We start from the raw sequence: 24,125 nt of genomic DNA, 5'->3' as shown, positions 1-24,125 counted from the left end.
GTCGAGAGCGTCGCCATCGGGCTGTGGTTCACCCTGGGCGTCGAGACCGAGCACGTCGTGTACTGCCCGGCGTGCGGCCGGCGGTTCGCCCGGGGACACGGTCACCGCCGTGACACGGTGTACTGCCGCCCCGCGTGTCGTCAGGCCGCCTACCGGGCCCGCCTCGCCGAGCGGGTACACGAAGACGTCACCACCCCTTCCCCTGTGACGGCTCCCGGTACCCGCTCCAGGCCCGTGAGCAGCGAAAACACCTTGCCGATCACCGCCCCGGCTCGGATGGCAGGATGACGGCCGTCACTCGTCGTCAAGGGCGTTCTTATCACGCAACGGGCGCAGGCCCCCGGGGAACTCGGGGAGCTTGAAGGAGTACCGGCCGAGCATATTGACGTGGTGGCGGACGAACGGAGAGAGGCGGGCCACGTCCTGGTCGCGGACGTCGAAGCCGTCGGCGCGCAGCCGGGTGACGGCCGCGTCCATGTACTTCGTGTTGAACAGGACGAGAGCGTTCAGGACGAGCCCGAGGGCGCCGATCTGGTCTTCCATGCCGTCCTGGTAGCGCTGGTAGAGCTGCCCGGCCCGGCCGTGGAAGATTTTCCGGGCGAGCGCGTGGCGGCCCTCCTGGAGGTTGGCCTGCACCTTGATCTGACGCCGGTATCCGGGTTCATCGGCCAGGCGCAGGATGTGCAGGGTCTTGGCGATCCGCCCGTAGTGGGCGACCGCGTCCCCGAGCGGGGTGGGCCGTCCCTCGCGGGAAAGCATCCGGATCACGTCGTAGGCGCGGACGGCTCCGGTGTGGATGGACCCGATGATCCGCAGGATGTCCTCCCAGTGCCGCTCGATCCGGGCCAGGTCGACCCGGCCGCGAGCCGCGTCCTGGAACGCCCCGTAGTCGGCGGTCCGGTCGATGCGCCACATCTTCTGATCCGGCAGGTCGGCGAGCTGCGGCGCGTACGCGAACCCGGCCAGGGTCAGCAGCCCGAACACGATGTCGCTGTAGCTCGCCGTGTCGGTCACGATCATCTCCGGGCGCTCGCCGCCGTCCCGGTCGTAGAGCACGTCCAGCACATAGAGCGAGTCGCGCGGGGTGCCGGCCACGACCTTCCCGCCCAGCCCGGCCGCCTGGTCGTTGATCATGTTCAGCCACGTCGCGCCGCCCCGGCGCCCGAAGTACTTCGGATTCGGCCGGGCGTACACCGACTGCACCGGCACCACGAACCGCATCCCGTCCACCGACGCGACCAGCCCACCGCCCCACGCCGCGGCGAGACCGATCGCGGCCTGGGCCTCGATGAGGGTTGCGTTCGCGGCCCGGTACGTGGCGAGCCGCAGATACGTCTGGTCCACGTGGGACAACCTGCCGTACTTCAGCGCGTCCACGCCGCCGATGACGGGGGTGTAGCCGACATTGCAGCCGTGCGCGACCAGCAGTCCGGCGATCGTGACGTGCAGGTCCTTCAGCCTCGCCTCGCCGCCGGTGACCGAGGTGAACGCCTGGTCCGCGCCGGTCCAGGCGAACACCTCCAGCAGCACCTCCGGCAGATCCACCCTCGGCAGCATCGCGTTCACCGCGGCCCGCAGGTCGAGCAACGAGGCCGGTTCCGGCTCCGGCTCCAGGGCGGCGAAGTGAAGCCGGCCGTCGTCGCCGAACACGATCTGCGCGTTGTCCGGCACCCGGCCGGCGACCTCCCGGTACGTGCCGTCCAGCAGCGCGGCCCGCGCAACCAGATGCTCACCCGCCTCCGCCGGGAGCCCGAGGGACGCGAGCACCGCGGGCCTGGCCTGCTCCCACGACTCACCGGCCAGCAGCTTCGCCCGCGGGTCGCCCCACTTCGAGGAGTTCTTCGCGAACACCTGCTTGCTCCGCAGCATCCGGTGCACCTGCTCCAGCACGCAGAAGGTGTACGCCTTCCAGTCCACCGTGCCCGGCTCCAGGTGCGGCGCGGAGAGCACCAGCCGCCGCCACGACCCGGCCAGCAGGCCGGTGTCGATCTCGGCGGGGCCGACCTTCTTGCGCCCCATCAGGTCCGGCAGCATCCCGCGCCCTGGGCGGCACGGTGAGCAGCGAGTCCAGCACCGCCCGCTGACCGGTGTTCAGCAGCCCGTACAAGGTGTCCCACAACCGCTGGTTCGCCGCCTCCCGCACCGACGCGACCAGCCGGGTCAACGTCGTCACACCCGGCAGCAGCACCCGCCGCTCACGCAGCCACCCCACCGCCGCGTCGAACAGCGCCTTCGGCCCCTCCCCGGTCGTCCAGGCCCGCGCGTCCACCCACACCCTCAGCTCGGCCTCCGCCCCGTCGAATTCCTGGTACTCCAGGACCCGCCGCAACTCCCGTACATGGTCCAGCCGGGTGTTCTCCCGCTCCCCGTATGTCTTCAGGACCGACGCGTCCGCGATGTCGAGCTGCTTGGCGAGGTAGTCGACCACCTCGGCCGGCACGTCGACGGGATCGTCCTGGAACACCCCGAGGTACCGCGCGGTCGTCAGCTGGACCGCGAAGCCCAGCCGGTTGTGGGCCCGGCGCTTGCCCTCGATCAGCTCCCGGTCCGCGTCGTCCAGGAAGAAGAACCGCTCCAACTCCGTACGGGACGGCGCTCCACGAAACGCCGCATAACCAGCGGCCTGCTCATCCGTCAAAAAATCGACCGGCACCCCGGACCGAGCGCGTTGGAGCGAGGACGGAGAATCCCGACCGGCCCCGACCCGAAGAACCGACCGGATGCGCCCCAAAGGGGCGCGGGGAACTGCGCGAAAACGACGAGCGACGGCACAGCAACGAAGTGCGCCCAGCACCGAGTACCCAGGGGCGCGGGGAACTGCGCACCCCACGAGCGACCCGCACAGCAACGAAGTACGCCCCGCCGGACAGACCTGGGAAGCGCAAGCGAAGGCGACCCGCGGGGAACTGCGCACAACCACCGAGCGACGGCACAGGAGCGAAGTACGACCAGCCGGACAGACCTGGGAAGTGCGTCCCGCCGGACAGACCTCAAAGGCGCAAGCGAAGGCGACTCAGACGCTCCCGGGCGGAGACGGGTCGTCCCCCTCACCGGGGGACCGGTCGAGAAGCAGATCCGCGGCACGGTGGAACACCTGCTCCCGGGTGAACGCCCCGTGGTCCGCCGCCAGGAAGTGGCCCCCGATCGCCGCGCAGAAGGCGAGCAGACTGCGCGCCTCCACCTCCATCGGATCGGCGCAGAAGGAGCCGATCACCTCACGCACCAGATCCATCCGGCGGTTGTCGACCCGCCGCAACCGCTCCGCGACGGCTTCGTCCCGCCGGGCCCACGCCCGGACCGCGAGATCGATGGGCAGCAGCCGGTCACCGGAGAAGGTGAGCGTGCCCGCGCGATGGGCCTTGGACTTCGCGTCACCGCCCTCCCGCTCGACACGGTCGACGACCTCGTCGGTGCTCTCCCGCTCCCAGGTGTCGAGCATGGCCACCAGCAGCGCGTCCCGGTCGGTGAAGTATCCGTAGAAGCCGCCCTTCGTGACGCCGATCCGCTTGGCGAGCGCCTCGACGCGGACGGCGTCGGGACCGGCCTCGGCCAGCGCCCGCAGGCCCTCCTCGATCCATCTCTCCCGCGGCGTCCGTGGTGCGCGCACCCGTGTCCCCCTCTCACTCGCCCCGGCCCAGCGGACTATACGGAGGCGTATATCTGGGCTAGCGTAGTTCTATACGGTACCGTACACATAGATGGGGGACAGCCGTGCCTCTCCTCGGCAGGAATCAGCGAACCGCGGCCCCGGAGCCCTCCGATGACGATGGCGATGCGCCGACAGGCGGCGTGACGGGCGCGGTGGGAGTCCACCGCGTCCCCGGACCCCTCCGGGACCTCAGCGCGCTGCCGGCCCTCGACTACGCCGATCACTTCACTCTGAGAACGGACACCGCCGCCACACCGGAGCGGTGGGCCCGCGCCATGTTCGGGGATGTCGTCACCCCCGCCGGATGGTTCATCTGGCGGGCCCTGCTGGGGCTGCGGCTCGGCCGGGGACGGTCACCGGACACCGTGGCCGGCTGGCGTGTGGCCGAACGCGGGCCGGACTGGGTGCGGTTGGAGGCCACGTCCTGGTTCCTCGCCTGCGAACTGGTCGTCCGCTCGTCCCATGACCAGGTGTCGCTCGGTACTTTCCTGCGCTACCGCCGTTTCCCGGGCCGCGCGATATGGCCGCCGCTGTCCGCCGTCCACCGGCGATTGACCCCCGGGGTGCTCCGCGACGCCGAAGCCCGCGTCCGCGCACCCGGGCGTCCCGGCGAACCGACCTGGAGCGGCGCGAGCCCGTAACCCCGCACCGCGAACAGGACGGGACGGCCTTCGGAACCACCGGGGGCGCACCATCGGCCTCCGCCGGGCACCGGGAACACCCGGTGAACCCGGAGCCACCCCCTCAGTCCTGCGGATGCAGCGCGCACGGCTCACCCCGTGGCGCGGGGATCGCCGCCGCCGGGGGCCAGTCCTCCATCACCGGCAGCGCCCACGCGTGCCGCGCGAGATCCACCAGCGGACGCACGCTGTACGACGAAAGCGCCAGCTCCAGCCGGATCTCCGCGAGGAAGTGCGGATCACCGTACGTGGCGCTGCGCGCGAAGGCGCGTCCGCGGCGGTCCTCGAAGTCCTCGGGGCTGAAGACCTGGAGCAGCGTGAGCCCGTAGTACGCGTACGTGGACGCCTCGTGCAGCAGCCCCTGCGTGCTCTCGGCGGCCGGTTCGTCCGGGTGGTAGGGCAGGCCGGGCTGGGAGGCGAACGCCTGGAGCGCGGTCGTCACCGCGTCCGCGCGGCACCCGCAGCGGTAGCGGAGCTGACCGGTCAGCGCACGGTAGCGGCCGAGGACCGCCGCGCTCTGCGCGGTCCACGGGTGCTTGCCGAGCAGCGTACGGAACCCCGCGAGCGTGTCGGACAGTTCCTCCAGGATCAACCTGCGGGAGATGTCGGAGAGTTCGACGCTGCCGCCTCTCTGACGTACCTCGATGATCCGGCGCCCGTAGCGGATCAGGTCCCGCACCACGCCCCCGGACAGCGCGTGCGCGAGAAGCACGTACGGGGACACCTCGGCGGAGCCGGGCGGGGTGAGCCCGGGGGCCCGGCGGTCCATGATGGCGCGCGACTCCGCGAGGGTGCAGGGCTGCACATGGACGATGTCGTCCAGCGAACTGTCCGTCGCGTCCCGGTAGGGCAGCCCGCGCCGGACGAACGCCGCGCCCACGTCCTCCGCGACCGACAGCAGGAAGTACACATGCGGCACGCCCAGGATCGCCTTGACCTCCCCGAGGAACGCGAGCGCCTGCGCGTCGGTGCCGAGCCGGTCCAGCTCGTCGATGGAGATCACCGTGCGGTGCCCCGCGCGGTGGACCTGGGCCGCGATGTCGGCCAGCAGTTCACGGAAGTCCGAGACGAGTTCGGGGAAGTTGGGCGGCACGGTCGACAGCGACGAGGTGTGGGTGGTGAGCAGGCTCGCGACCTGCGTCGCGCCGGGCGCGACCGCGGCGGTCGTGGTCTGCACGGTGCGCAGCCGGTACAGCTGGTCACGGCACTCGGTGACGAGCGGCGGTTCGGCGGGCCGTACCCGCCACGCCCCCAGCCGCAGGAACAGCGCGCCGAGGACGAGACAGAGCAGCCGGGTCGGGTTGTCGTCGTCGGTGAGCAGCGCGGAGCCGTTCCCGTCCCGGACCAGGCGCCATCCGAACAGGGCGCCGACCACGAGCGCCAGCGGGGTGGTGAGGTAGTGCGGCGGGAGCTTGCGGCCGAGCACCTTGAGGTCGTCCAGCGTCCAGCCGCCCGCCCAGACCGCCACCGCCCCGCAGAACAGGACGAGTTGAGTCACCACGAAGCTGTCGCGCCCCATCAGCGCATCGAAGTGATGCCGCAGGTCCGCGTCGTAGAAGAGGGACACCGGGACGCCGAACAGCAGCACGCCCGCGACGCCGACGAGGACGTACCGCGGCAGCGTCCGCAGGAACCGCCGCCAGCCGGCCGACCCGCGTGAGCCCCACAGCACCAGCCCCACGGCGGTGACCAGCAGCCCCATGCCGAGGTTCTGCCCCCGCCACACCTCCACCGCCAGGTCACCGGCCCATTCGGCGGCGGTCTCCGTCCAGGAACCGGCCTTGTCCCGGTGCCGCCCCCACAGCGACCGGGCGGCGGCGTACGACCCGAGGACGACGAGCGCGGCGGCCGGGAGCGCGAAGAACAGGGACCGGGTGGCGCGGCGCAGCCGGGACCGCAGCCGCCGGGCCGTCCGTACGAAGCCCGAGAGCCGGGTGAACTCCGGTACGGGGTGCCCCTCCCGTTCGATGTAGCGCTCGCAGACCCGGGTGAAGACGAACAGCAGGAAGTCGTGCGGGGTGTAGGCGGCGGGGACGTGGGTGGCGACCGCGAAGTCGTCGGGCCCCGGCGCGTTCTCCAGCAGGGTCGTCTTGCCGACGCCGCGCGGACCGGACAGCGCGACCGTGCCGCCGTCCAGCATGGAGAGCTTGCGTTCGAGGACGGCTGCGGCGTTGCCGGGCACCACGTATGCGCGGTCCTGGGCGGCCCGCAGCCCCTTGTAGTTGTCGGGCATCAGCACCGAGTACGGATCGTCCCCGAGCAGCGCGTCGATCACCTGGGGCAGCACGGGCCGCACCGCGTTCTGCCGCAGGTCGTCCAGCCACCGGCGGCGCAGCCGGGTGGAGCGGAAGGCGAGCCAGGGGCGGGAGGTCAGCTGCCACAGGGCGATGAACTGGCGCTCCAGGTTGGCCGCCGACCGGGGCCGCCGGAGCACCCAGAGCATGGGAGGTGTCAGCACGACCACGGCGACCAGCATGGAGGAGGCGAACGCGGCCAACCGCCGCAGGATCGAGAAGTCGTAGACCAGCGTGCCGACCACGAGGACATGCGCCACCCACAGCGTGAAGCAGCCGAGGGCGACGACCGACCGCACATCCCACTCGACCGGCTCGTCCCGCAGCGCGCGGGCGTTGCGCACATGCCGGTCCCGTGCCGCGCGGTACTCCGTGTACGACTCCTCGCACAGCCGCCGCACCTGCGCGGTGTGCGCCTCGCCGAGCATGGCCTCCTCGACGTTCTCGGCGGTCACGGCCGGCCGGGTGCCCAGCCGCCGGGCGATCCGGGGTTCGGCCAGCCCGTCACGTACCGCCTGCTCGTACCGCGTCCGGTCGGCGGGCTCGGCCCACACGTCCGCCGTCCCCGCGGCCCCCGCGACCGGCGTCGTCGTGCCCTGCGTCATCCGTCCCCCTCGTGGTGGCCCCGGACCGTCCGGACGCCCGGGGCCGGAGCGCGGTTCCCGTGCGGCGGCCGGTCCGCCCGACCGGCCCCGGCGACCCGCCCGACCGGCGTGCCCGCCCGGCCCCGGTGACCGGCCCCGGTGGTCCGTTCCGTCAGCCCCGGGACGGCTTCGTGGCGTAGGTCCACTCGAACCCGAAGCCGTACGCCTGGTCCATCTGCTGCTGTATCCACAGCTCGTCCATCGGCCGGAACCAGCGGGCCTCCCGGCGTACGGAGAGCCCGCCGACCGCCGGACGGACCAGGGCGACGGCGCACGCGACCGCCCCGGCCGGGGAGTCGTCCAGCGGGATGCGGCAGCCCGCCGCGCCGGGCGCGGTCACGGTGACCGTGGCGCCGAGGCTGCGGAAGTCGACGGCGCCCTCGTAGACGTACACGTAGAACAGCAGGCGCTCGAAGCGGGCGGTGTGCGCGAGATTGACCCGCAGGGTCTCGCCGTCGGCCGAGGCGCCGGTGCGGTCGTCCTGGTCGAGGGCCACGTACGGCCACTCGTCGAGCGACCCGTACGCCTCGCCGAGGGCCTGCACCGCGAGTCCGCCGCCGTCGGGGAACGCGACCAGGCAGCCGAGGTCCAGGTCGGCGTCCACGCCGGACGCCCAGTTGAGGTTGGCCTGGAGGATTCCCCGGCCGGTGATCCGGGCCTGCGGGCTGGCGGAGGAGAGGACGGGCGGGGGCGGCGGCGCGGCTTCCGGCACCCCTCGCGCACCGGGTCCGGGGGTACGGGGGCGGGTCCGGGTCGCGATCACCGGGCGGGTCACGTCGGGCCGGGACCGGACGGGGGCGGGTGTCCGTACCGACGGCGGGGCGGGAGGTGTGCGTACCGGGGGCGGGGCGGGCGGCGGGGTCGCGGTCACCGTCGGGGTCGGAGGCGGGGGCTTGGCCGGGCCCGGGGTCGGGGACGGGGCGGACGGGTCCGGGAACGGGGCGGACGGGTCCGGGGACGGGGCGGACGGGTCCGGGGGGCGCAGCCTGATCACCCCACGGGGGCGGTCGCCCGTCCCCTGTCCGTCGTGTTCAGCCATGAGTCCCCCTCGGCTTCCCCAACTCGCCCTGGAATCCGGGATCATATGCCCTGTCCGTCGCCTTGTGCGCTAGTATCGGCGGCCCGCGCACGGGGGTGAGGGGACATCCGGCGCGGCAGGGCCGGACGGGGGCTCCTGAGCCGGAAGGGCGGGACGGCGGTCCGCCGCGCCCTGTGTTCTCTCCTAGGGGTACGCATGCCCGTTGGGGCACTGGCCGACCGTGCCGCTGTCGCGGGACAGCTCAGGAATCTCTCCGCCGAACCGGGGCTCGCGTCCCGGCGGGACGAACTCACCGCACTCGCCGACGCGCTCCAGGGCATCGGCGGCGGCGACGTGGAGCCATGGACCGAACTCGACCTGCTCGACGCGTACGCGCGCCCCGAGAGCGTCCACGCCCTGCGCACCGCGCCGCCCGACCGCGCGTTCTGGGGGTGGCTGGAAGCGGGGATCGGCGCGCTGGTCTTCCTCCCGCTGCTGCTGACGTGGTACGCGCTGAGCGAGGCGACCAGCGCGTACGAGGCGCTGATCGGCGAGGAGCCGAAGGCCGCCGCCCGGCCGTTCCTCCAGCTCTGGCAGACGGGGTTCGAGGGACGGCTCACCGGCTGGTCCACCTTCGGGGACGTCGCGGTGTACGCGAGCTGGGCGATCGTCCTGCTGTTCGCGCTGACGCTCGTCCACGGCTTCCGGCGCGCCCATGAGGACCGGCGGGAGGCCGGGGCGGACCGGTCCGCCGCCGAGCTGCTGGCCCGGCTCGTCCCCGTTCTCACCCGGGCCCAACTCCTGCTGAACGACAAGCGGTTGACGTCCCCCGCGCGGTTCACCGGGGAGCTGAGCAAGGCCGCGGTCTCGCTGGGGCAACTGGTGGTGCAGGCGTCACAGACCCAGGAGCGGCTCACCGCCGCCGCCGCGTCGGTCGGGAGCTCCGTGGAGTCCGCCGAGCGGCGGCTCGCCGGGGTGGACGCGGCGGTCCAGCCGCTGGAGAGCGCGGCGCGGCGCATCGAGACGGCCGTGACCCGGGGCGGCGGCGAGGTCGGCAAGGCGCTGGACGGGGTGACGGCGGTGAACAGCGAGGTGCGGGACGTGCTGGACCGGGCCGGGGAGCGGGTCGAGGACTCGGTGCACACCCTGGGCGCGGCGCAGCGGTCGTTCACCACGGCGACGGAGGTCGCCACGGATGTGTCGGCGCGGATCCTGGACCGGCTGACCGAGGTCACCGAGCAGACCGCGAAGGCCGTCGCCGGTTCCCAGGAGGCGGCCGTGCGGCTGTCCGAGCAGACCCGCGCGCTGCGGGAGAGCGCGGACCGGTTCGCCGATCTGGTCGACGCGCTGGCCAGGAGCGGAGCGGCCTTCGGGGCCCGTACGGGCGGCGCGGACCGGCCGGCGGCCCTGGCCGCGTACGGGAACGGGCACGATCGCGGGCACGAGCCCGAGGACCGGGCACCGGACTGGTGGACCCTGGACCCGGACGGCCGGGTGCCGTCGCGGCGGCGGGCGTCGGACCACCCCGAAGGGACCGGAGGCTCCGGACGCCCCGCAAGCCCCGGCGACAAGGGGAGTCCCGGCGACACCGGGAGCCCCGGGAGCCCCGACCGGGCGGCCGACGTCCAGTGACGCGCCGTACCCGAACGCGGCGCTTCAGCCCCCTGCATCTCGCGGGGTGGCTCTTCGCGGATCTGCTGCTCGTGCTCGCGCTGGTCGCGATGGGGGACCAGGGCGACCCGGTGAAGGCGGCCGAGGGCGGCCGTCCGGGCACCACCGGGACCAAGGAGCCGAAGCCGAAGCCCACCGGGCCCCGCGCGGTGAACCGCAAGCCGGTGAAGGTGTCGATCGCGGCCGCTCCGGGCGCCCGGGACCGTATCGTGCGCCAGCTGCGGTCGGTCACCGCCCGGCACAAGGACAAGCAGGCCGCGTTCGTCCTCACCTTCGGGCACCACTCGGACCCGGGGCGCGGCGGAGCGTACGCGAGCGAGGTCAACTCACTGCTGACGAAGGCCCGTCCGGCCATGTTCAAGGGCGCGACCACCCGGGACTTCTGGAAGGGCGGGTCCTCCGGCGGCTCCGCCGACCTGGAGATCTACTTCTACACCTACTGACATCCCCGCCGTACCGACCCACCCGTACCGACCCACCCGTGCCGACCGCCTCATCCGCTGACGCACTCCCTGACGAACACCGCTCGGAGGTACGAGACCGTGCAGATCCTTCCCTTCTACCTGGTGTGCGACGAGTCGGGGTCCATGAACGGGGACCCCCTCGACAGCATCAACAGCGCGCTGCCGGAGCTGCATCGCGAGATCAGCACCAACCCGACCGTCGCGGACAAGACCCGCTTCTGTCTGATCGGTTTCTCCAGCGACGCGAAGGTGCTCCAGCCGCTCGTGGACCTGAGCGACATCGACACCCTGCCGGGCCTCGCCGCCGGCGGGCTCACCGCGTACGGGGAGGCGTTCCGTACGCTGCTCGGCTGCATCGAGAGCGATGTGGCCGCGCTCAAGGCCGAGGGCCACGACGTCTACCGGCCGGTCGTGTTCTTCCTGTCCGACGGCGGACCCACGGACGACGACTGGCAGCAGGCCCACAAGGAGCTGATCGACGCCCGGTACCGGCCCAACATCATCGCGTTCGGCATCGGGGAGGCGGACCGGGCGACGATCGGTCATGTCGCCAACTTCCGGGCGTTCATGCAGCAGGACCGGACCGTGTCGGCGGCCCAGGCCCTGCGGGAGTTCGCGGCCAGCCTCACCCGTTCCATCGTGCGCTCGGCGAGCAGCATCCCGGCGGACGGCAGCGGCGGGTTCAACCTGGCCGTGGACGAGACCGTGCCCGGGTTCACCACCGTCTCCCTCGACAAGCTCTGAGGCGGACGGACATGAAGAAGCGGTCCGAGAGGTACGAACAGCCCGTCCCCCCGCAGGGGAACACGGACGCGGACGGCGGCGACCCGGCGCCGTCCTCCCTCGACGAGACCTGGGCGAGCCTGCCGCCCGGGATCGGCCCGACGCCCGCCGAGCAGCCGGACCCGTACCCGTACACGTATCCGCAGCAACAGGACCCGCGCCGCCAGGACGCACGCGACCAGGACCCGCGTCACCAGGACCCGCACCCTCAGGACCCGCACCCTCAGGTCCCACGCGGCCAGGTCCCCTATGAGCGCGACCCTTACGAGCGGGACTCGTACGAGCGGTACCAGCGGCCGGAGCGGGACCGGCGGCCTGAACAGGACCAGCAGCGGCCCGAGCGGGACCAGCGGCGGCCGGAGCGGGACCGGCTCCCCGAGGGGTATCAGCGGCCCGAGCCGTACCGGCTGCCGGAGTACCCGGAGCGGCAGGGCCCGTACCAGGAGCGGTACGGGGAGGGGTACCCGGAACAGGCCCCGTACCCGGGCCGGTCCCCGGAGCGGGCGCCGTACCCCGAACCCCCGGGCGTCCCGGGCGTCCCGGGGCGGCGGACCGGGCCGGAGTCCGGGTCCGGGGTGCCCGCCGGTGTCGAGTGGCCCGAGGCGCCCCAGGCCGGTACGGCGGCGCCGGAGACCGGGCCCGCTCCCGGACCCGTTCCCGGCCCGGCGGGCGACCGCGACGGCGGTGCCGGACCGGACCGCACGGCCACCACCGTGCCCACCCTGGGCGCGCCGCGGCACAGCGGGCCGAAGCCGCCGCTCTACGCGCCGCACCCCGGGCGGCTGCCGTCCGTGCGGGACGACCTCGACGCGGCGGTGCTGCCGGACATCGTCGTGGACGGCGCCACGTACCCGGGGCTGACCGTACGGGCCGCGTCGGTGCGCGGGGACTCGCACCGCTATGAAAGCGGGCCCCGGCAGGACTCGTTGTGCGTGGCCCGCCTCGGGGGGCCCGGTGAGGAGAACGGGCTGCTGCTGCTCGCCGTCGCCGACGGGGTGGGTTCCGCCGCCCGGTCGCACGTCGGCTCGCAGGACGTGTGCCGCCGGATCGCGCTGTTCCTCGACCCGTACGCCGACGAGGTGATCGCGGCACTGCGCGCCGGTGACCGTCCGGCCCTGGGCGCGCTGGTGAACTCCGCGGTCGGAAGCACCGCCGAGGGGCTGACCCAGCGGGTGACCCAGCGCGGCGGACGCCCCGCGGAGCACGCCACCACCCTGCGCGGGCTGCTGGTCCCGCTGGACCCGGAGCTGCGCGAGCGGGCGTGGTTCACGGTCGGGGACGGCGGCGCCGCGCTGCTGCGTGACGGGGTGTGGGACACCGATGTGTTCGGCGAGGAACAGGCCGGGTCGGGTGTCATCGACACGGGGACCGCCGCGCTGCCCGGCTCACGGCTCGCCCGGTCGGGCATCCACGGTCCGGCGGCCCCCGGGGACGTGTTCGTGCTGTCCACCGACGGGCTGTCCACCCCGCTCGCCGGGGACGCGGGCATGCGGGACTTCCTCGCCGCCGCCTGGGGGCAGGGCGAGGTGCCCGGCCCGGTGGACTTCCTGTGGCAGTTCCAGTACCGGGTCAAGTCGTACGACGACGACCGCACCGCCGTGTGCCTGTGGGAGGACCCCGCGGGCCGGAGGGACACCGTATGAGCGTGGACGACGGCACGGACGTGCCCCTCGGCTCGCTGGTCCCGGGGGACCGGATCGGGGACGGCGGACAGGGCGAGGTGTTCGCCCTCACCTCATGGCCCGACCTGCTGTACAAGAAGTACCGCGACCCCCGGCAGGTCGACGGGGACGCGCTGGCCGCGCTGGTCGCGGTGCGGCGGGCGCTGCCCGAAGGGCCGCGCGCGGCACTGGACGGGACGGCCGCCTGGCCGCTGTGCCGGGTCGTCGGCCAGGACGGCCGGGTGACCGGGTTCCTGATGCGCCGGGCCCCCGGCCCGATGAGCTGGCGCACGGACGCCGGGGCGACGAAGCTGACCGAGCTGGCGTTCCTGCTGCGACCGCCGAAACCCGCGTGGCAGGCGGTCGTCCAGCCCTCGCCCGCCGAGCGGTACGCCCTGGCGGTCGCGCTGGTCGACGCGCTGGAACGGCTGCACACGATGGGCCTCGTGGTGGGCGACCTGTCGGCGGCCAACATCCTGTGGACGGTACGGCCCGAGCCCGCGGTGTTCCTGCTGGACTGCGACGGGGCGCGGCTCGTCGGGCGCCCGCCGGTGCTCGCCCAGGCCGACACCATCGACTGGGCCGATCCGCTGGCCCGCGGCGGGTCGGTCAGTGTCGACAGCGACCGGTACAAGTCGGCGCTCGCGGTCTGCCGGGTCCTCGCGTGCGACGCGTACGCGGCGCCCGGCGCGCCGTTCGTCCCGGTGCCGGGGTGCCTCGACGAACGGCGGGAGGCCGCGGTGCGCACGCTGCTGGAACGGGCGGGCGGCCCGTACGGCACCCGGCCGGACCTCGGTCAGTGGCGGGTCGCCCTCGCGGGCCGCGACGTCATCCGGCTCACCGCGGCGGCGCCCGCGCCCCGCCCGCCCGTCGACCGCGCGAAGTTCGACGACCTGCGCCGGCGCCACACCATCAGACTCCGCTAGCCGGGACGCCGTACCCCTCACCGGACCATTCCCTTTCTCCCTAGAGGGGGATGAGTACCCGTGCTCATCCCGGAACGCGCCGCGCGGGACATCGTGGAGTCAGCACCGACCGACCACGACCGACCCGAAGGGCACCGCGATGCCGAACACCTCCCGCTCGACCCGCCTGCGCGCCATCCTCGCCCCCGCCTTCGACAACTGGGCCTCCCGCGCGTACCTCGCGGCGGTCGCCGCCTCGCTGGGTGTCTTCCTGTACGCCGTGTACGTCTCGTCGGACGCGGGCTTCGCCGGGATCTGGCCGATGATGACCACGGCCCCCCTCGGCATCGTCGCCCTGCTGGTCACACCGGAGGCGGACTCGTCCCTGGGCTGGCTGAGCACCCCGCTGTTCACCGCGGGAACGGCCCTCGCCGGTCTCGCCAACGCCACCCTCCTCGGCCTGTTCGCCCGCAAGATCTCCCCCCGCCGGAGCCCGAACCCGGCGTGACCCGCGCCGTCACCGGCGACAGGCACCGCTCCCCCGAACGGCCCGCCCACCGCGCAGCCGGGCGGCCCACCTGATCCGCTGGACCCGTGCACACCCTCCCGGACCCGGTCCGCCGCACCGCGGCCTGGTGCGCGGCGATCCTGCTGGCCGCGGGCGTCGCCGCCGTCGCCGTCTGGCTGTGCGTCGTCTTCAAGACCGTGGTCACCCCGGTGCTCCTGGCCCTGCTGGGCACCGCGCTGCTCCGCCCGCTGTACCGGCGGCTCGTCAAGGCCCGGGTGAACACCTCCCTCGCCGCGGGTCTGACCTGCGTCGCCGTCCTCGCGGTCGTCGGCGGCGCGCTCTACATCGTGGTCGCCGCGCTCATCGACACCGGTGACCAGATCCTGGCGTCCCTGCGGCAGGCGGGCGAGTCCCTCGCCGAGCACTTCGGCGCCGCGGGCACCTCCGTCGAGGATCTCGCGGCCAACGCGAAGGACCTCCTCGGCAAGTTCGGCGGCACCGCCGCGTCCGGGGTGATCAGCGGGATCAGCGTCGTCGGCACGATGCTCGCGACCGCCGTACTGGCCCTGCTGCTGATCTTCTTCTTCCTCCGAGACTCCGGCCGCGCCCTGCACGCCCTGCACTCCCTCGCCCCGCGCGGCACCGGGGAGACCCTGGAGGCAATGGCCCGGCGCGCGTTCCGGGCCGTCGAGGGCTTCATGCGCGGTACGACCGTGATCGCGTTCATCGACGCCGTGTGCATCACCGTCGGACTGCTGATCCTCCAGGTGCCGGGCGCGATCGGACTGGGCGCGCTGGTGCTCGTCGGCGCGTACATCCCCTACCTCGGGGCGTTCATCTCCGGCGCGGTGGCCGTGCTCGTCGCCCTCGCGGACCGGGGCTTCGTGATCGCGCTGTGGGCGCTGGGCATCGTCCTCGCCGTGCAGGTGCTGGAAGGACAGATCCTCCAGCCGGTGATCCAGAGCCGCACCGTCCAGATGCACCCGGCGATCGTGCTGCTGGCGATCACGGCGGGGGCGTCCGTCGCGGGAATCCTCGGCATGCTGCTCGCCGTCCCGCTGACGGCCGCCGCGTTCGGCGTGGTGTCGGAGATCCGCGCCCGCTACACCGCCCCGGACGGGACCGGGTCACCGTCCCCGGGGCCGTCACCGCCAGGGTCACCGTCACCCTCGTAGAGCTCGAACCAGATGCTCTTGCCCTCGCCCCGGAGGTCGACGCCCCACGCGTCCGCGAGGAGCTCCAGCAGCACCAGCCCGCGGCCCGAGGACGCCATCTCGCCCGGCCGCCGCTTGTGCGGCAGGTCGTCGCTGGAGTCGGTGACCTCCACCCGCAGCACGCGCCGGGTCGGCTCCCCCGTCATGACCGCCGTCATCAGGGCGTCGCCGTCCGTGTGGACGAGGACGTTGGTGACCGTCTCGGAGACCATCAGGACCGCCGAGTCGACCTGCTCCCGGTCGGCCCAGTCGTGCATCAGCTCCCGGATCTGCTGGCGGCCCACCGCGACCCGCTGCGGCTCGGCCTGGGCGACCGTGAGCAGGGTGCGCCGGGCCGGGGTCGCCGGTTCGGGGCGCTCACCGCGGCGCAGCAGCAGGACCGCGATGTCGTCCTCGCGGCGGTCGGCCAGCGGGCCGGTGGTGTGGTGGGAGGGCGGGCCGTGCACCGCCTGGACCAGGGAGTCCGCGAGCTCCTCCAGGCTGTCGCCGGTGTGCTCCTCCAGGGTGGTGCGGATACGGGCCCAGCCGGTGTCCAGGTCGTGGCCGCCGGTCTCGATGAGTCCGTCGGTGCAGATCAGCAGGGTCTCGCCCGGTTCGAGCACGGCCCGGGTGGTCGGGTAGTCGGTGTCCGGGTCGATCCCGAGCGGCAGTCCGCCGGCCGTCGCGCGCACCAGGACCGTGCCGTCCGCCATCCGTATCGCCGGGTCCGGATGGCCCGCCCGGGCGATCTCCAGCTCCCCGGTGGCCGGGTCGACCTCCATATAGAGGCAGGTCGCGAAGCGGGTCTCGGCCGCCTCCCCCGGTCCGCCCGCCTCCCCCGGCGCGCCCGGGTCCCCTCCGCCGTACGGGACGGAGTCGGTGACCCCGGCCAGGAAACGGCTCGCCCGGGACAGCACCGCGTCCGGGCGGTGGCCCTCCGCCGCGTAGGCGCGCAGCGCGATCCGCAGCTGGCCCATCAGCCCGGCGGCCCGTACGTCATGGCCCTGGACGTCACCGATGACCAGGGCGATCCGGCCGGACGGCAGCGGGATCATGTCGTACCAGTCGCCGCCGACCTGGAGCCCGCCGCCGGTGGGGACGTAGCGGGCGGCCACGCTCAGTCCCGGTATCCGCGGGCCGAGCGTGGGCAGCATGGACCGCTGGAGGCCGTCGGTCAGCGCCCGCTCGGTCTCCGCGGTGCCCGCGCGGGACAGGGCCTGCGCCAGCATCCGGGCGACGGTCGTCAGCACGGACCGCTCGTCCGGGGTGAACGTCACCCGGTAGGTGAACGCCGCCATCCACGCGCCGATCGTGCGGCCCGCGACGATCAGCGGGAGGAACGCCCACGACTGGCGTCCGAACGGCTCCGCGAGCGCCCAGGACGCCGGGTAGTGCCGCCGGTAGTCGGCCGGTGCCGACAGATACACCGCGCGGCCCGTGCGGACCACCTCCGCCGCCGGGTACCCGGTGTCCAGCGGCATCGCCGTGAAGGGGCCCTCCGCGCCGGGGGAGTGCCCGTGGTGGCCGATGACGGTGAGATGGTCGCCCTCGACGCCGAAGACGGCGAGGCCGTCCGGGCTGAAGCCCGGCATCGACAGCCGCGCCGCGACCCGCAGCACCTCCGCGGTGGAACGGGCCTCCGCGAGGGCACGCCCCGCGTCGAGCAGGAACGCCTCCCGGGAGCGGCGCCAGTCACCCGTGACGGGGGAACGGGCGGCGGAGCCAGGGGGCTGCTCGCCGATCTCCTGAAGGGTGCCGAGCATCTCGTACGTGCCGCTGGCGCGGTCGAAGGTCGGCTTGGAGCGGCTGCGGACCGTACGGACCACCCGGCCCCGCTCGTCCATGATCCGCAGCCGGGCCTCGGCCAGGGTGTCCTCCGCGGCGGCGAGGCTCACGATGCCGTCGATCTCGTTCCAGTCGACCGGGTGGAAGCGGGCGCGGACACCGGCCTCCGTGAGCGCGGCGGGTTCCTCCGGGAGGCCGAGGAGGCGGGCGGCCTCGGCGTCGACGGTGACGAGTCCGGCGGCGGTGTCCCAGTGCCAGGTCCCGGTGCGGAGCGCGGTGAGGACGTCCCCCGGCGGGGGCAGGGGGGTGGGGGTTCCCGTGGCATCCGCCCGGGACGGCGGTCGGGGGTCTTCTGTGCGCATTGCCCCACTGTAGGAATATCGGACCGGACATGCGTTCCCAGGTCGTCCCGGCCGGTCTCCCCGAGCGGGTGCCGTCCCCCGCAAGGATTCTCGGGGCGGGGATCTTGGGGCGGGCGGTAACCTTGGTGGGCCCCGACCACCACAGCGTTAAGACTGGATGAACCACGATGCATCGGTACAGGTCCCACACCTGCGGCGAGCTCCGCGCCTCTGACGTCGGCGCCGACGTCCGGCTGAGCGGCTGGCTGCACAATCGTCGAGACCTGGGCGGCATCCTCTTCATCGATCTGCGCGACCACTACGGCATCACCCAGCTCGTCGCCCGCCCCGGCACCGCCGCGGCCGAGGCGCTGGACAAGCTGACCAAGGAGACCGTCGTCCGGATCGACGGCAAGGTCGTCTCCCGGGGCGCCGACAACGTCAACTCCGAGCTGCCGACCGGTGAGATCGAGATCGAGGCGGGAACGGTCGAGGTGCTGGGCGCGGCCCAGCAGATCCCGTTCACGATCAACGCCGAGGACGGGGTCAACGAGGAGCGGCGGCTGGAGTACCGCTTCCTGGACCTGCGCCGCGAGCGCATGCACCGCAACATCATGCTGCGCACCGCCGTGATCTCCGCGATCCGGCACAAGATGGTGGCCCTCGGCTTCAACGAGATGGCGACCCCGATCCTCACCGCGACCTCCCCCGAGGGCGCCCGTGACTTCGTGGTCCCGTCCCGGCTGCACCCGGGCCGCTTCTACGCGCTGCCCCAGGCGCCGCAGCAGTTCAAGCAGCTGCTGATGATCTCCGGCTTCGACCGCTACTTCCAGATCGCCCCGTGCTTCCGGGACGAGGACGCCCGCGCGGACCGTTCGCCGGGCGAGTTCTACCAGCTCGACGTGGAGATGTCCTTCGTCGAGCAGGAGGACGTGTTCCGTCCGATCGAGAAGCTGATGACGGAGCTGTTCGAGGAGTTCGGCGGCGGCCGTCCCGTCACCTCGCCGTTCCCGCGCATCCCGTTCCGCGAGTCGATGGCGAAGTACGGCTCCGACAAGCCCGACCTGCGGGCCAAGCTCGAACTGGTCGACCTCACGGACGTCTTCGCGGACAGCGGCTTCAAGGCGTTCGCGGGCAAGCATGTACGCGCGCTGCCGGTGCCGGACGTGTCGGGGCAGCCCCGCAAGTTCTTCGACCAGCTCGGTGAGTACGCCGTCGAGCAGGGCGCGAAGGGCCTGGCCTGGGTCCGGGTCGCCGAGGACGGTTCGCTGACCGGTCCGATCGCGAAGTTCCTCACCGAGGACGACGTCGCCGAGCTGACCAAGCGCCTGTCGCTGGCCGCCGGGCACGCCGTGTTCTTCGGCGCGGGCGAGTACGACGAGGTCTCGAAGATCATGGGCGCGGTCCGCGTCGAGGCCGCGAAGCGCGCCGGGCACTTCGAGGAGGGCGTGTTCCGGTTCTGCTGGATCGTGGACTTCCCGATGTACGAGAAGGACGAGGAGACCGGGCGGATCGACTTCTCCCACAACCCGTTCTCCATGCCGCAGGGCGGGATGAAGGACCTGGAGGAGAAGGACCCCCTCGACATCCTGGCCTGGCAGTACGACATCGTGTGCAACGGCGTGGAGCTGTCCTCCGGCGCGATCCGCAACCACGAGCCCGAGGTCATGCTGAAGGCGTTCGAGATCGCGGGCTACGACAACGAGACCGTGGAGCAGGAGTTCGCGGGCATGCTCCGCGCGTTCCGCTTCGGCGCCCCGCCGCACGGCGGGATCGCCCCGGGCGTCGACCGGATCGTCATGCTGCTCGCCGACGAGCCCAACATCCGCGAGACCATCGCCTTCCCCCTGAACGGCAACGCCCAGGACCTGATGATGGGCGCGCCGACCGAGCTGGACGAGACGCGGCTGCGCGAGCTGCACGTCACGATCCGCAAGCCCCAGCCGAAGTAGTCCGCCCCCGGCGGGCCCGTGCGCTGACTTCTACTTCTGGCGATGTCAGGTTTTTTTGACATCGCCAGAAGTAGAAGTCAGCGGGGCGAGGAACCGCCGACGACCGGAGGGCCCGTGATCCACCCGGAGTTCCCCGGGGTCGGTCACGGGCCCTCCGGCGTCCCCCGACCTCCCCACTCCCACCGGCCCCCAGAGGTTCACACCCCGTCCCCCGCGACAAGATCCCCACCCGCACTTCATCACATGGTGTGACGATTCCCTGGACGGTACGTCACACTCCGTGCCGCTTCCCTAGGCTCCCGCCCATGGCGAAGCTCGCAACGAATCCGGCCCGGGCGACTCCCGGGCCCTTACCCTGGGAATCACCACCGATCCAGGAGGAGACCATCGTGGGTGTCACCGAGGAGCGTCCGAGCGTCCTGAGCCAGGAGCAGTTCGAGGAACTCGCGCACCTGGGCAACCGCGTGGACGAATCCCTGCGCTTGGAGTTCATCAACGGAAGGATCGGGGAGAAGGCAGTGCCGGATGGTGTACACGGGCGGATCATCGTCTGGCTGACCCAGTTCTGTGTGCAGGCTCTGCCTGGGATGTGGCTCTTCGGGGAGCAGGGGATCCGCGTCGAGACCTACCGGAAGGGCAACGCGCGCCCCGACGGGCTGCTCGCGCCCATCGACCACTTCGTCGAACAAGGCGAGTGGGCGAGCCCGGAGGGCGTCCTCATGGTCGTGGAGGTCACCTCCACCGACTCGGACACGACGAGTCGGGATCGCGTCGACAAGCCGCGCGCGTACGCCGAGAGCGGTATCCCGGTCTATCTGCTGATCGACCTGGGGACACACGAGGTGAAGGTCCACTCCCTGCCGGACGGCGTGCGCTACGAGTCAATGCTCACCGTTCCCTTCGGCAAGACGGTCCCCCTCCCCGACCCGGTCGGCTTCGATCTGGACACCGAGCCGCTGAAGTCCTGGGTCCACTGACCGCACGTCCGCCACCCGGCCCCGGAGCCGGGTCCCGTTCAGCGGGGGCCCAGGCGGAACACCGTGTCGCACGCGTCGCGTACGTGGTCGTCGTGGGTGGCGACGACGACCGCGCGGCCCTCGTCGGCCAGTTCGCGGAGGATCTTCACGACCGTCGTGGTGTTCTCCTGGTCGAGGGCTCCGGTGGGTTCGTCGGCGAGTACCAGTGACGGCCGTTTGACCATGAGCCGCGCCAGCGCCACACGCTGCTGCTCGCCCCCGCTGAGCCTGGCGACCCGCTCCCCGGCGCGCCCGGCCAGCCCCACCCGCTCCAGTGCCTCGGGGACGGCCGCCCGCGCCGCCGCCCGCGCCCGCCGGCCCGGCCCGGCGACGACCTCCAGATTGGCCGCGACGGTCGCGGTCTCGATCAGGGCGTAGTCCTGGAAGAGATAGCCGAGGACATCGCGGCGGAAGAGCCGGGCCCGGCGCGGCCCGAAGCGGGTGATGTCCTGGCCCTCGTGCCGGACCGTCCCGGACGTGGCCGTGTCGAGCAGTCCGAGACAGTTGAGCAATGTCGACTTGCCGGAGCCGCTCGGGCCGGTGAGGGCGAGCATCCGTCCGCCGTGGACGGTGAGGTCGACGCCCGACCACAGGGTGCGCGCGCCATAGGACTTGGACAGCTTCTCGATACCGATCACGTGCGGCTCCTGGCTCCTGACGGCTTGCGGAGGGGGCGGGGGAGGACCGGGACACGGGACGCCCCGATGCCCTCCCGGACGATGCGCCGGTGGAAGAGGACGAGCGCGCAGAACAGGACACCGAGCGAGGTGACGGCGAGGCCGGCCGTCGTCACCACGTCCGTCCCGGTGATCTCCGCGAGCGGACGCGGGGGCGGGATGCCCCTGGCCGTGTATCCGCTGAGCTCCTGGTTCTCCCAGGCGATCCGCGCCGGGAGCCACCCGGCGAGAAGCAGCAGGACGGCCGCCTCCACCGCCAGCAGGGTCCGGTGGGTCGCCGGGAACGGCCATCCGACGAGGTGCCGGACGAGGACCGTCCGCGCGTGGGACCTGGTGTGCACCGCGCACACCCCCACGGCGGTGATGAGCAGCACGGCCGTCCCCGCCAGCAGTTCGAACAGCTGGAGCCGGAACGTCCGGGCCGCCTCAGCCGTCGCGACGGCCGCCTTCTGCTTCACCGGGAGGAGCGCCGCGATGTACGTACGCATCGACTCGTCCTCCCGCAAGATGTCGTGGATGTCCGCCGGGTCGGGAAAGAACAGCTGGTTGCGGGTGGCGAAGGCGTAGTAGTTGACCTCGGTGAGATGGCCGGACGCGGCCGGGACGACGAGGACGACCGGATCGCGTACGAAGGAGCGGTCCTCGCCGCTCCCGTCCCGGGCCCGGTCCCCGGGGGTGTAGGTGAAGACCCGCTGCCCGTCGCGCAGGAGACGGGTCTCGATGTCGCTCCGGGGGACGCGTCCGGGGTCGGCGGGCCGCAGGATCGAGGGCGTCCGCTCCAGCAGCCGGGGCAGCGACCCGCCCAGTGCCTCGGGGACGAGCAGCCTGACCTTGCCGCCGCCCGACTCGCCGGACTTCCCGTCCGTCGCGTCCTTGTGGGTGTCCGGCTGGTGGCGGTGGCCGTCCGGGGCGTGGAGGGGCTGTTCGGCCAGGAACGCCTCGTTCACGACGAGCAGTTCACCCGGCACATCCGCGCCGGCCAGATTCCCCAGCGGGAGCCGTCCGGCCATGACGACCTTCCCCTCCCGGTCGGCCTGGTGAAGCCTGCGGCCCATCGCCCGTTCCATCCCGGGCAGATCGTCGAAGGACACGCTCCCGGTGATCCGGACACCGGTCGCGTCCCCCGTCCGCGCGTACGCCTTCCACACCTCGCGGCGCTCCAGGAGATCCCCTCCCGCGGTGACGACCGACCCGACGAGCCCGACGACGAGCAGCAGCGCGGGAATACGCACCGCGTAGGCGGTCAGGGTGACGGCCCGGACGGGCACCTCCCCCTTGAGCGACCCCGGCAGAGCGGTCCGGAAGACCAGCGCGAGCGCGGCGGCGTGGGCCGCGAGCACGGTCAGGCCCAGTACCGCCGCGATGCCCACGGCGACCGCCGCGTAGAGACCCGTCCGGGCCCAGCCGTTGAGGAACCCGAGCGCCACCGCCACCAGTACGGTCAGCAGGCCCGCGGAGATCAGCCAGGATCGGCGCAGTTGCCGCAGGTCACGGAGGAACGCCCCGGTCAGGGACAGCCCGTGGAGCCGGAGGACTCCGTAGCTCCGCGCGCTCAGCAGCACGCCCGCGCCGGTGAGCGTGACCAGGGCGAGGGCCGTGGTCAGGAAGACATCGGTGAGCGGGCCGTCCGTGTACACGGACCACAGCTCGGACGGTGCCAGGGGGTGGGCGACGGTCACCGACAGTCCGAGGGCGCCGAACTCCGCGACTGCCGCCGCCTCGGAACCGGGTCCGATGAGGTAGTAGACACCCCGGGGATCACGGTTGCCGAGGGCGGTCATCGGGTGGACCTCGGTGTCGACCCGCTGCCCGAAGTCCGGGTAGCCGTCCCGCTGCCAGGACGCGGCGGCCGAGTCCCGGTCCCCCACCGCGAGGTACAGATGGCGGCGCCCTTCCGAGTCCTCCAGGTCGGGCAGCGACCGCGCGATCACCGTGTCGTGCCGGTCCGCGAACTCCGTCAGCGCCCGGACCACGCCCGCCCCGCTCGTGGAGCCGTCCGCCCGGTCGACGGACAGCATGGCCCGGTGGCCCAGCACCGTCCGCTCGTCGAGTTCGGAGACGACGAGAAAGGCCAGCACCGTCGCGACGGCCAGCACGGCGGCATGCACGAACTTGATTCCTCGGTGAACCATCTGACCCGTCTGTTCCCTCGTCGAAGTGGCGAATCGGGGCACAGAGGCCGGTGGAGGGCTGCCGCTCCCCACCGGCCGGAAGGATTCAGTGCCGCGGCCGGACCCGCACCGGCCAGCGGGTCAGCACTTGCGCCAGTACGCCTCGTCGACAGAGGTGAACGCCCTGGGGACGTCGGTCCACGCCCAGTTCCCGGCCGAGGTGTCGGGGCTGCGCTCCGTCCAGGCGCCGATGGAGGTCGCGCCGTGGCACGCGGTGGAGTGGTAGTAGTCCGAGTAGACGAGGGAGCCGGTCTTCCCGTGGTGCCACTCACCGCCCCCCGGGTAGGTGACGGCGGCGAGCGCGGGTGTCGCGCCGGCGATGATCGCGGCGACCGCGACCACGCCGAGCCTGGCGAACTTCTTGGTCATGGTGATCCCTCCCAGAACCCCGATGTCTTCGGAGCCCGCTCACCATAGGAACGGCCGACGACCGCCCGACACCCGCTAACGGGTCAGCCTCCGGGACGCCCACCTTCGGATGGTTTCACCCCCTCTCCGCACCCGTTCGTACGCGGGGAGTGACGGCGGGGCTGGTACGGATCGGGGCGCGCGCCGCGCCGGTCCGGCCCTCTGAACACGGCAGCGGGAAGTTCGCATGAGAGACGAGACCGCACGGTACGCACCACACGCCGTCACCGGATACCCGCACTCAAGTTGGCGCGTTCACCACTGGCTCGACCCTTCACGAATGCGAAGAGGGGGCGATCGAGAGC

General features: G+C 72.7%; 17 protein-coding genes and 1 pseudogene. 10 read left to right on the top strand and 8 right to left on the bottom strand.

From position 1 onward, the window contains the following. Positions 1-294: 294 nt before the first annotated feature. Positions 295-2,653 (bottom strand): annotated as a pseudogene (locus tag AB852_RS01785) (Tn3 family transposase). Positions 2,654-3,013: 360 nt separating this feature from the next. Then, positions 3,014-3,607, bottom strand: coding sequence for a TetR/AcrR family transcriptional regulator (locus tag AB852_RS01780; protein WP_073782882.1), 594 nt, complete (start codon positions 3,605-3,607; stop codon positions 3,014-3,016). 182 nt (positions 3,608-3,789) lie between these two features. Between AB852_RS01780 and AB852_RS01775 the strand changes: the two genes are divergently transcribed. Further along, positions 3,790-4,290, top strand: a complete 501-nt coding sequence (locus tag AB852_RS01775) for a hypothetical protein (RefSeq protein ID WP_245876571.1) — start codon at positions 3,790-3,792, stop codon at positions 4,288-4,290. A 103-nt stretch (positions 4,291-4,393) separates the two neighbouring features. Here the strand turns inward: AB852_RS01775 and AB852_RS01770 are convergent, their stop codons facing one another. Both AB852_RS01770 and AB852_RS40420 read right to left on the bottom strand, forming a co-directional pair. Further along, positions 4,394-7,228, bottom strand: a complete 2,835-nt coding sequence (locus tag AB852_RS01770; protein WP_073782880.1) for a P-loop NTPase fold protein — start codon at positions 7,226-7,228, stop codon at positions 4,394-4,396. 151 nt (positions 7,229-7,379) lie between these two features. Then, the gene (locus AB852_RS40420) at positions 7,380-8,306 is read right to left on the bottom strand and encodes a tellurium resistance protein TerA (RefSeq protein ID WP_245876570.1); all 927 of its coding nucleotides are present in this window, start codon (positions 8,304-8,306) and stop codon (positions 7,380-7,382) included. Positions 8,307-8,501: 195 nt separating this feature from the next. Between AB852_RS40420 and AB852_RS01760 the strand changes: the two genes are divergently transcribed. From AB852_RS01760 to AB852_RS01730, 7 genes are all read left to right on the top strand, one after another. Then, positions 8,502-9,917: a methyl-accepting chemotaxis protein gene (locus tag AB852_RS01760; protein ID WP_073782878.1), complete on the top strand. Its 1,416-nt coding sequence runs from the start codon at positions 8,502-8,504 to the stop codon at positions 9,915-9,917. After that, complete coding sequence (locus AB852_RS01755) at positions 9,914-10,399, top strand: hypothetical protein (RefSeq protein ID WP_073782876.1); 486 nt, start codon at positions 9,914-9,916, stop codon at positions 10,397-10,399. The genes AB852_RS01760 and AB852_RS01755 overlap by 4 nt, the downstream gene beginning before the upstream one ends. 99 nt (positions 10,400-10,498) lie before the next feature. Beyond that, on the top strand, positions 10,499-11,164 hold the full coding sequence (locus AB852_RS01750; protein WP_073782874.1) for a vWA domain-containing protein: 666 nt from the start codon (positions 10,499-10,501) through the stop codon (positions 11,162-11,164). 11 nt (positions 11,165-11,175) lie between these two features. Beyond that, the gene (locus AB852_RS01745) at positions 11,176-12,846 is read left to right on the top strand and encodes a protein phosphatase 2C domain-containing protein (RefSeq protein ID WP_073782872.1); all 1,671 of its coding nucleotides are present in this window, start codon (positions 11,176-11,178) and stop codon (positions 12,844-12,846) included. Next, the gene (locus tag AB852_RS01740) at positions 12,843-13,790 is read left to right on the top strand and encodes a hypothetical protein (protein ID WP_073782870.1); all 948 of its coding nucleotides are present in this window, start codon (positions 12,843-12,845) and stop codon (positions 13,788-13,790) included. The genes AB852_RS01745 and AB852_RS01740 overlap by 4 nt, the downstream gene beginning before the upstream one ends. Before the next feature lie 139 nt (positions 13,791-13,929). Next, positions 13,930-14,277, top strand: coding sequence for an SCO4225 family membrane protein (locus AB852_RS01735; protein WP_073782868.1), 348 nt, complete (start codon positions 13,930-13,932; stop codon positions 14,275-14,277). An 86-nt stretch (positions 14,278-14,363) separates the two neighbouring features. Then, the gene (locus tag AB852_RS01730; protein ID WP_073782866.1) at positions 14,364-15,452 is read left to right on the top strand and encodes an AI-2E family transporter; all 1,089 of its coding nucleotides are present in this window, start codon (positions 14,364-14,366) and stop codon (positions 15,450-15,452) included. Here the strand turns inward: AB852_RS01730 and AB852_RS01725 are convergent. Further along, complete coding sequence (locus AB852_RS01725; RefSeq protein ID WP_073782864.1) at positions 15,380-17,617, bottom strand: ATP-binding SpoIIE family protein phosphatase; 2,238 nt, start codon at positions 17,615-17,617, stop codon at positions 15,380-15,382. The genes AB852_RS01730 and AB852_RS01725 overlap by 73 nt on opposite strands. Positions 17,618-17,784: 167 nt before the next feature. Between AB852_RS01725 and aspS the strand changes: the two genes are divergently transcribed. Next, complete coding sequence (gene aspS / locus AB852_RS01720) at positions 17,785-19,548, top strand: aspartate--tRNA ligase (protein WP_073782862.1); 1,764 nt, start codon at positions 17,785-17,787, stop codon at positions 19,546-19,548. Between the two features lie 389 nt (positions 19,549-19,937). After that, positions 19,938-20,525 carry a Uma2 family endonuclease gene (locus AB852_RS01715; RefSeq protein ID WP_073782860.1) on the top strand — a complete coding sequence of 196 codons (588 nt, stop codon included), beginning with the start codon at positions 19,938-19,940 and terminating at the stop codon, positions 20,523-20,525. Between the two features lie 38 nt (positions 20,526-20,563). Here AB852_RS01715 and AB852_RS01710 read toward each other — a convergent pair whose 3' ends face one another. The 3 genes from AB852_RS01710 to AB852_RS01700 all read right to left on the bottom strand — a co-directional run bounded on the left by AB852_RS01710 (position 20,564) and on the right by AB852_RS01700 (position 23,781). Then, positions 20,564-21,202 (bottom strand): ABC transporter ATP-binding protein, encoded by a 639-nt coding sequence (locus AB852_RS01710; RefSeq protein ID WP_073782858.1) that lies wholly within the window; start codon positions 21,200-21,202, stop codon positions 20,564-20,566. Continuing rightward, positions 21,199-23,373, bottom strand: coding sequence for a hypothetical protein (locus tag AB852_RS01705; protein ID WP_143201162.1), 2,175 nt, complete (start codon positions 23,371-23,373; stop codon positions 21,199-21,201). The genes AB852_RS01710 and AB852_RS01705 overlap by 4 nt, the downstream gene beginning before the upstream one ends. Before the next feature lie 120 nt (positions 23,374-23,493). After that, positions 23,494-23,781: a lactococcin 972 family bacteriocin gene (locus AB852_RS01700; protein WP_073782854.1), complete on the bottom strand. Its 288-nt coding sequence runs from the start codon at positions 23,779-23,781 to the stop codon at positions 23,494-23,496. Between the last annotated feature and the right edge of the window lie 344 nt (positions 23,782-24,125).

The organism is Streptomyces uncialis (genome assembly GCF_001905345.1).
Lineage (GTDB): Bacteria > Actinomycetota > Actinomycetes > Streptomycetales > Streptomycetaceae > Streptomyces > Streptomyces uncialis.
This window is presented reverse-complemented; position numbering and strand designations above follow the sequence as displayed.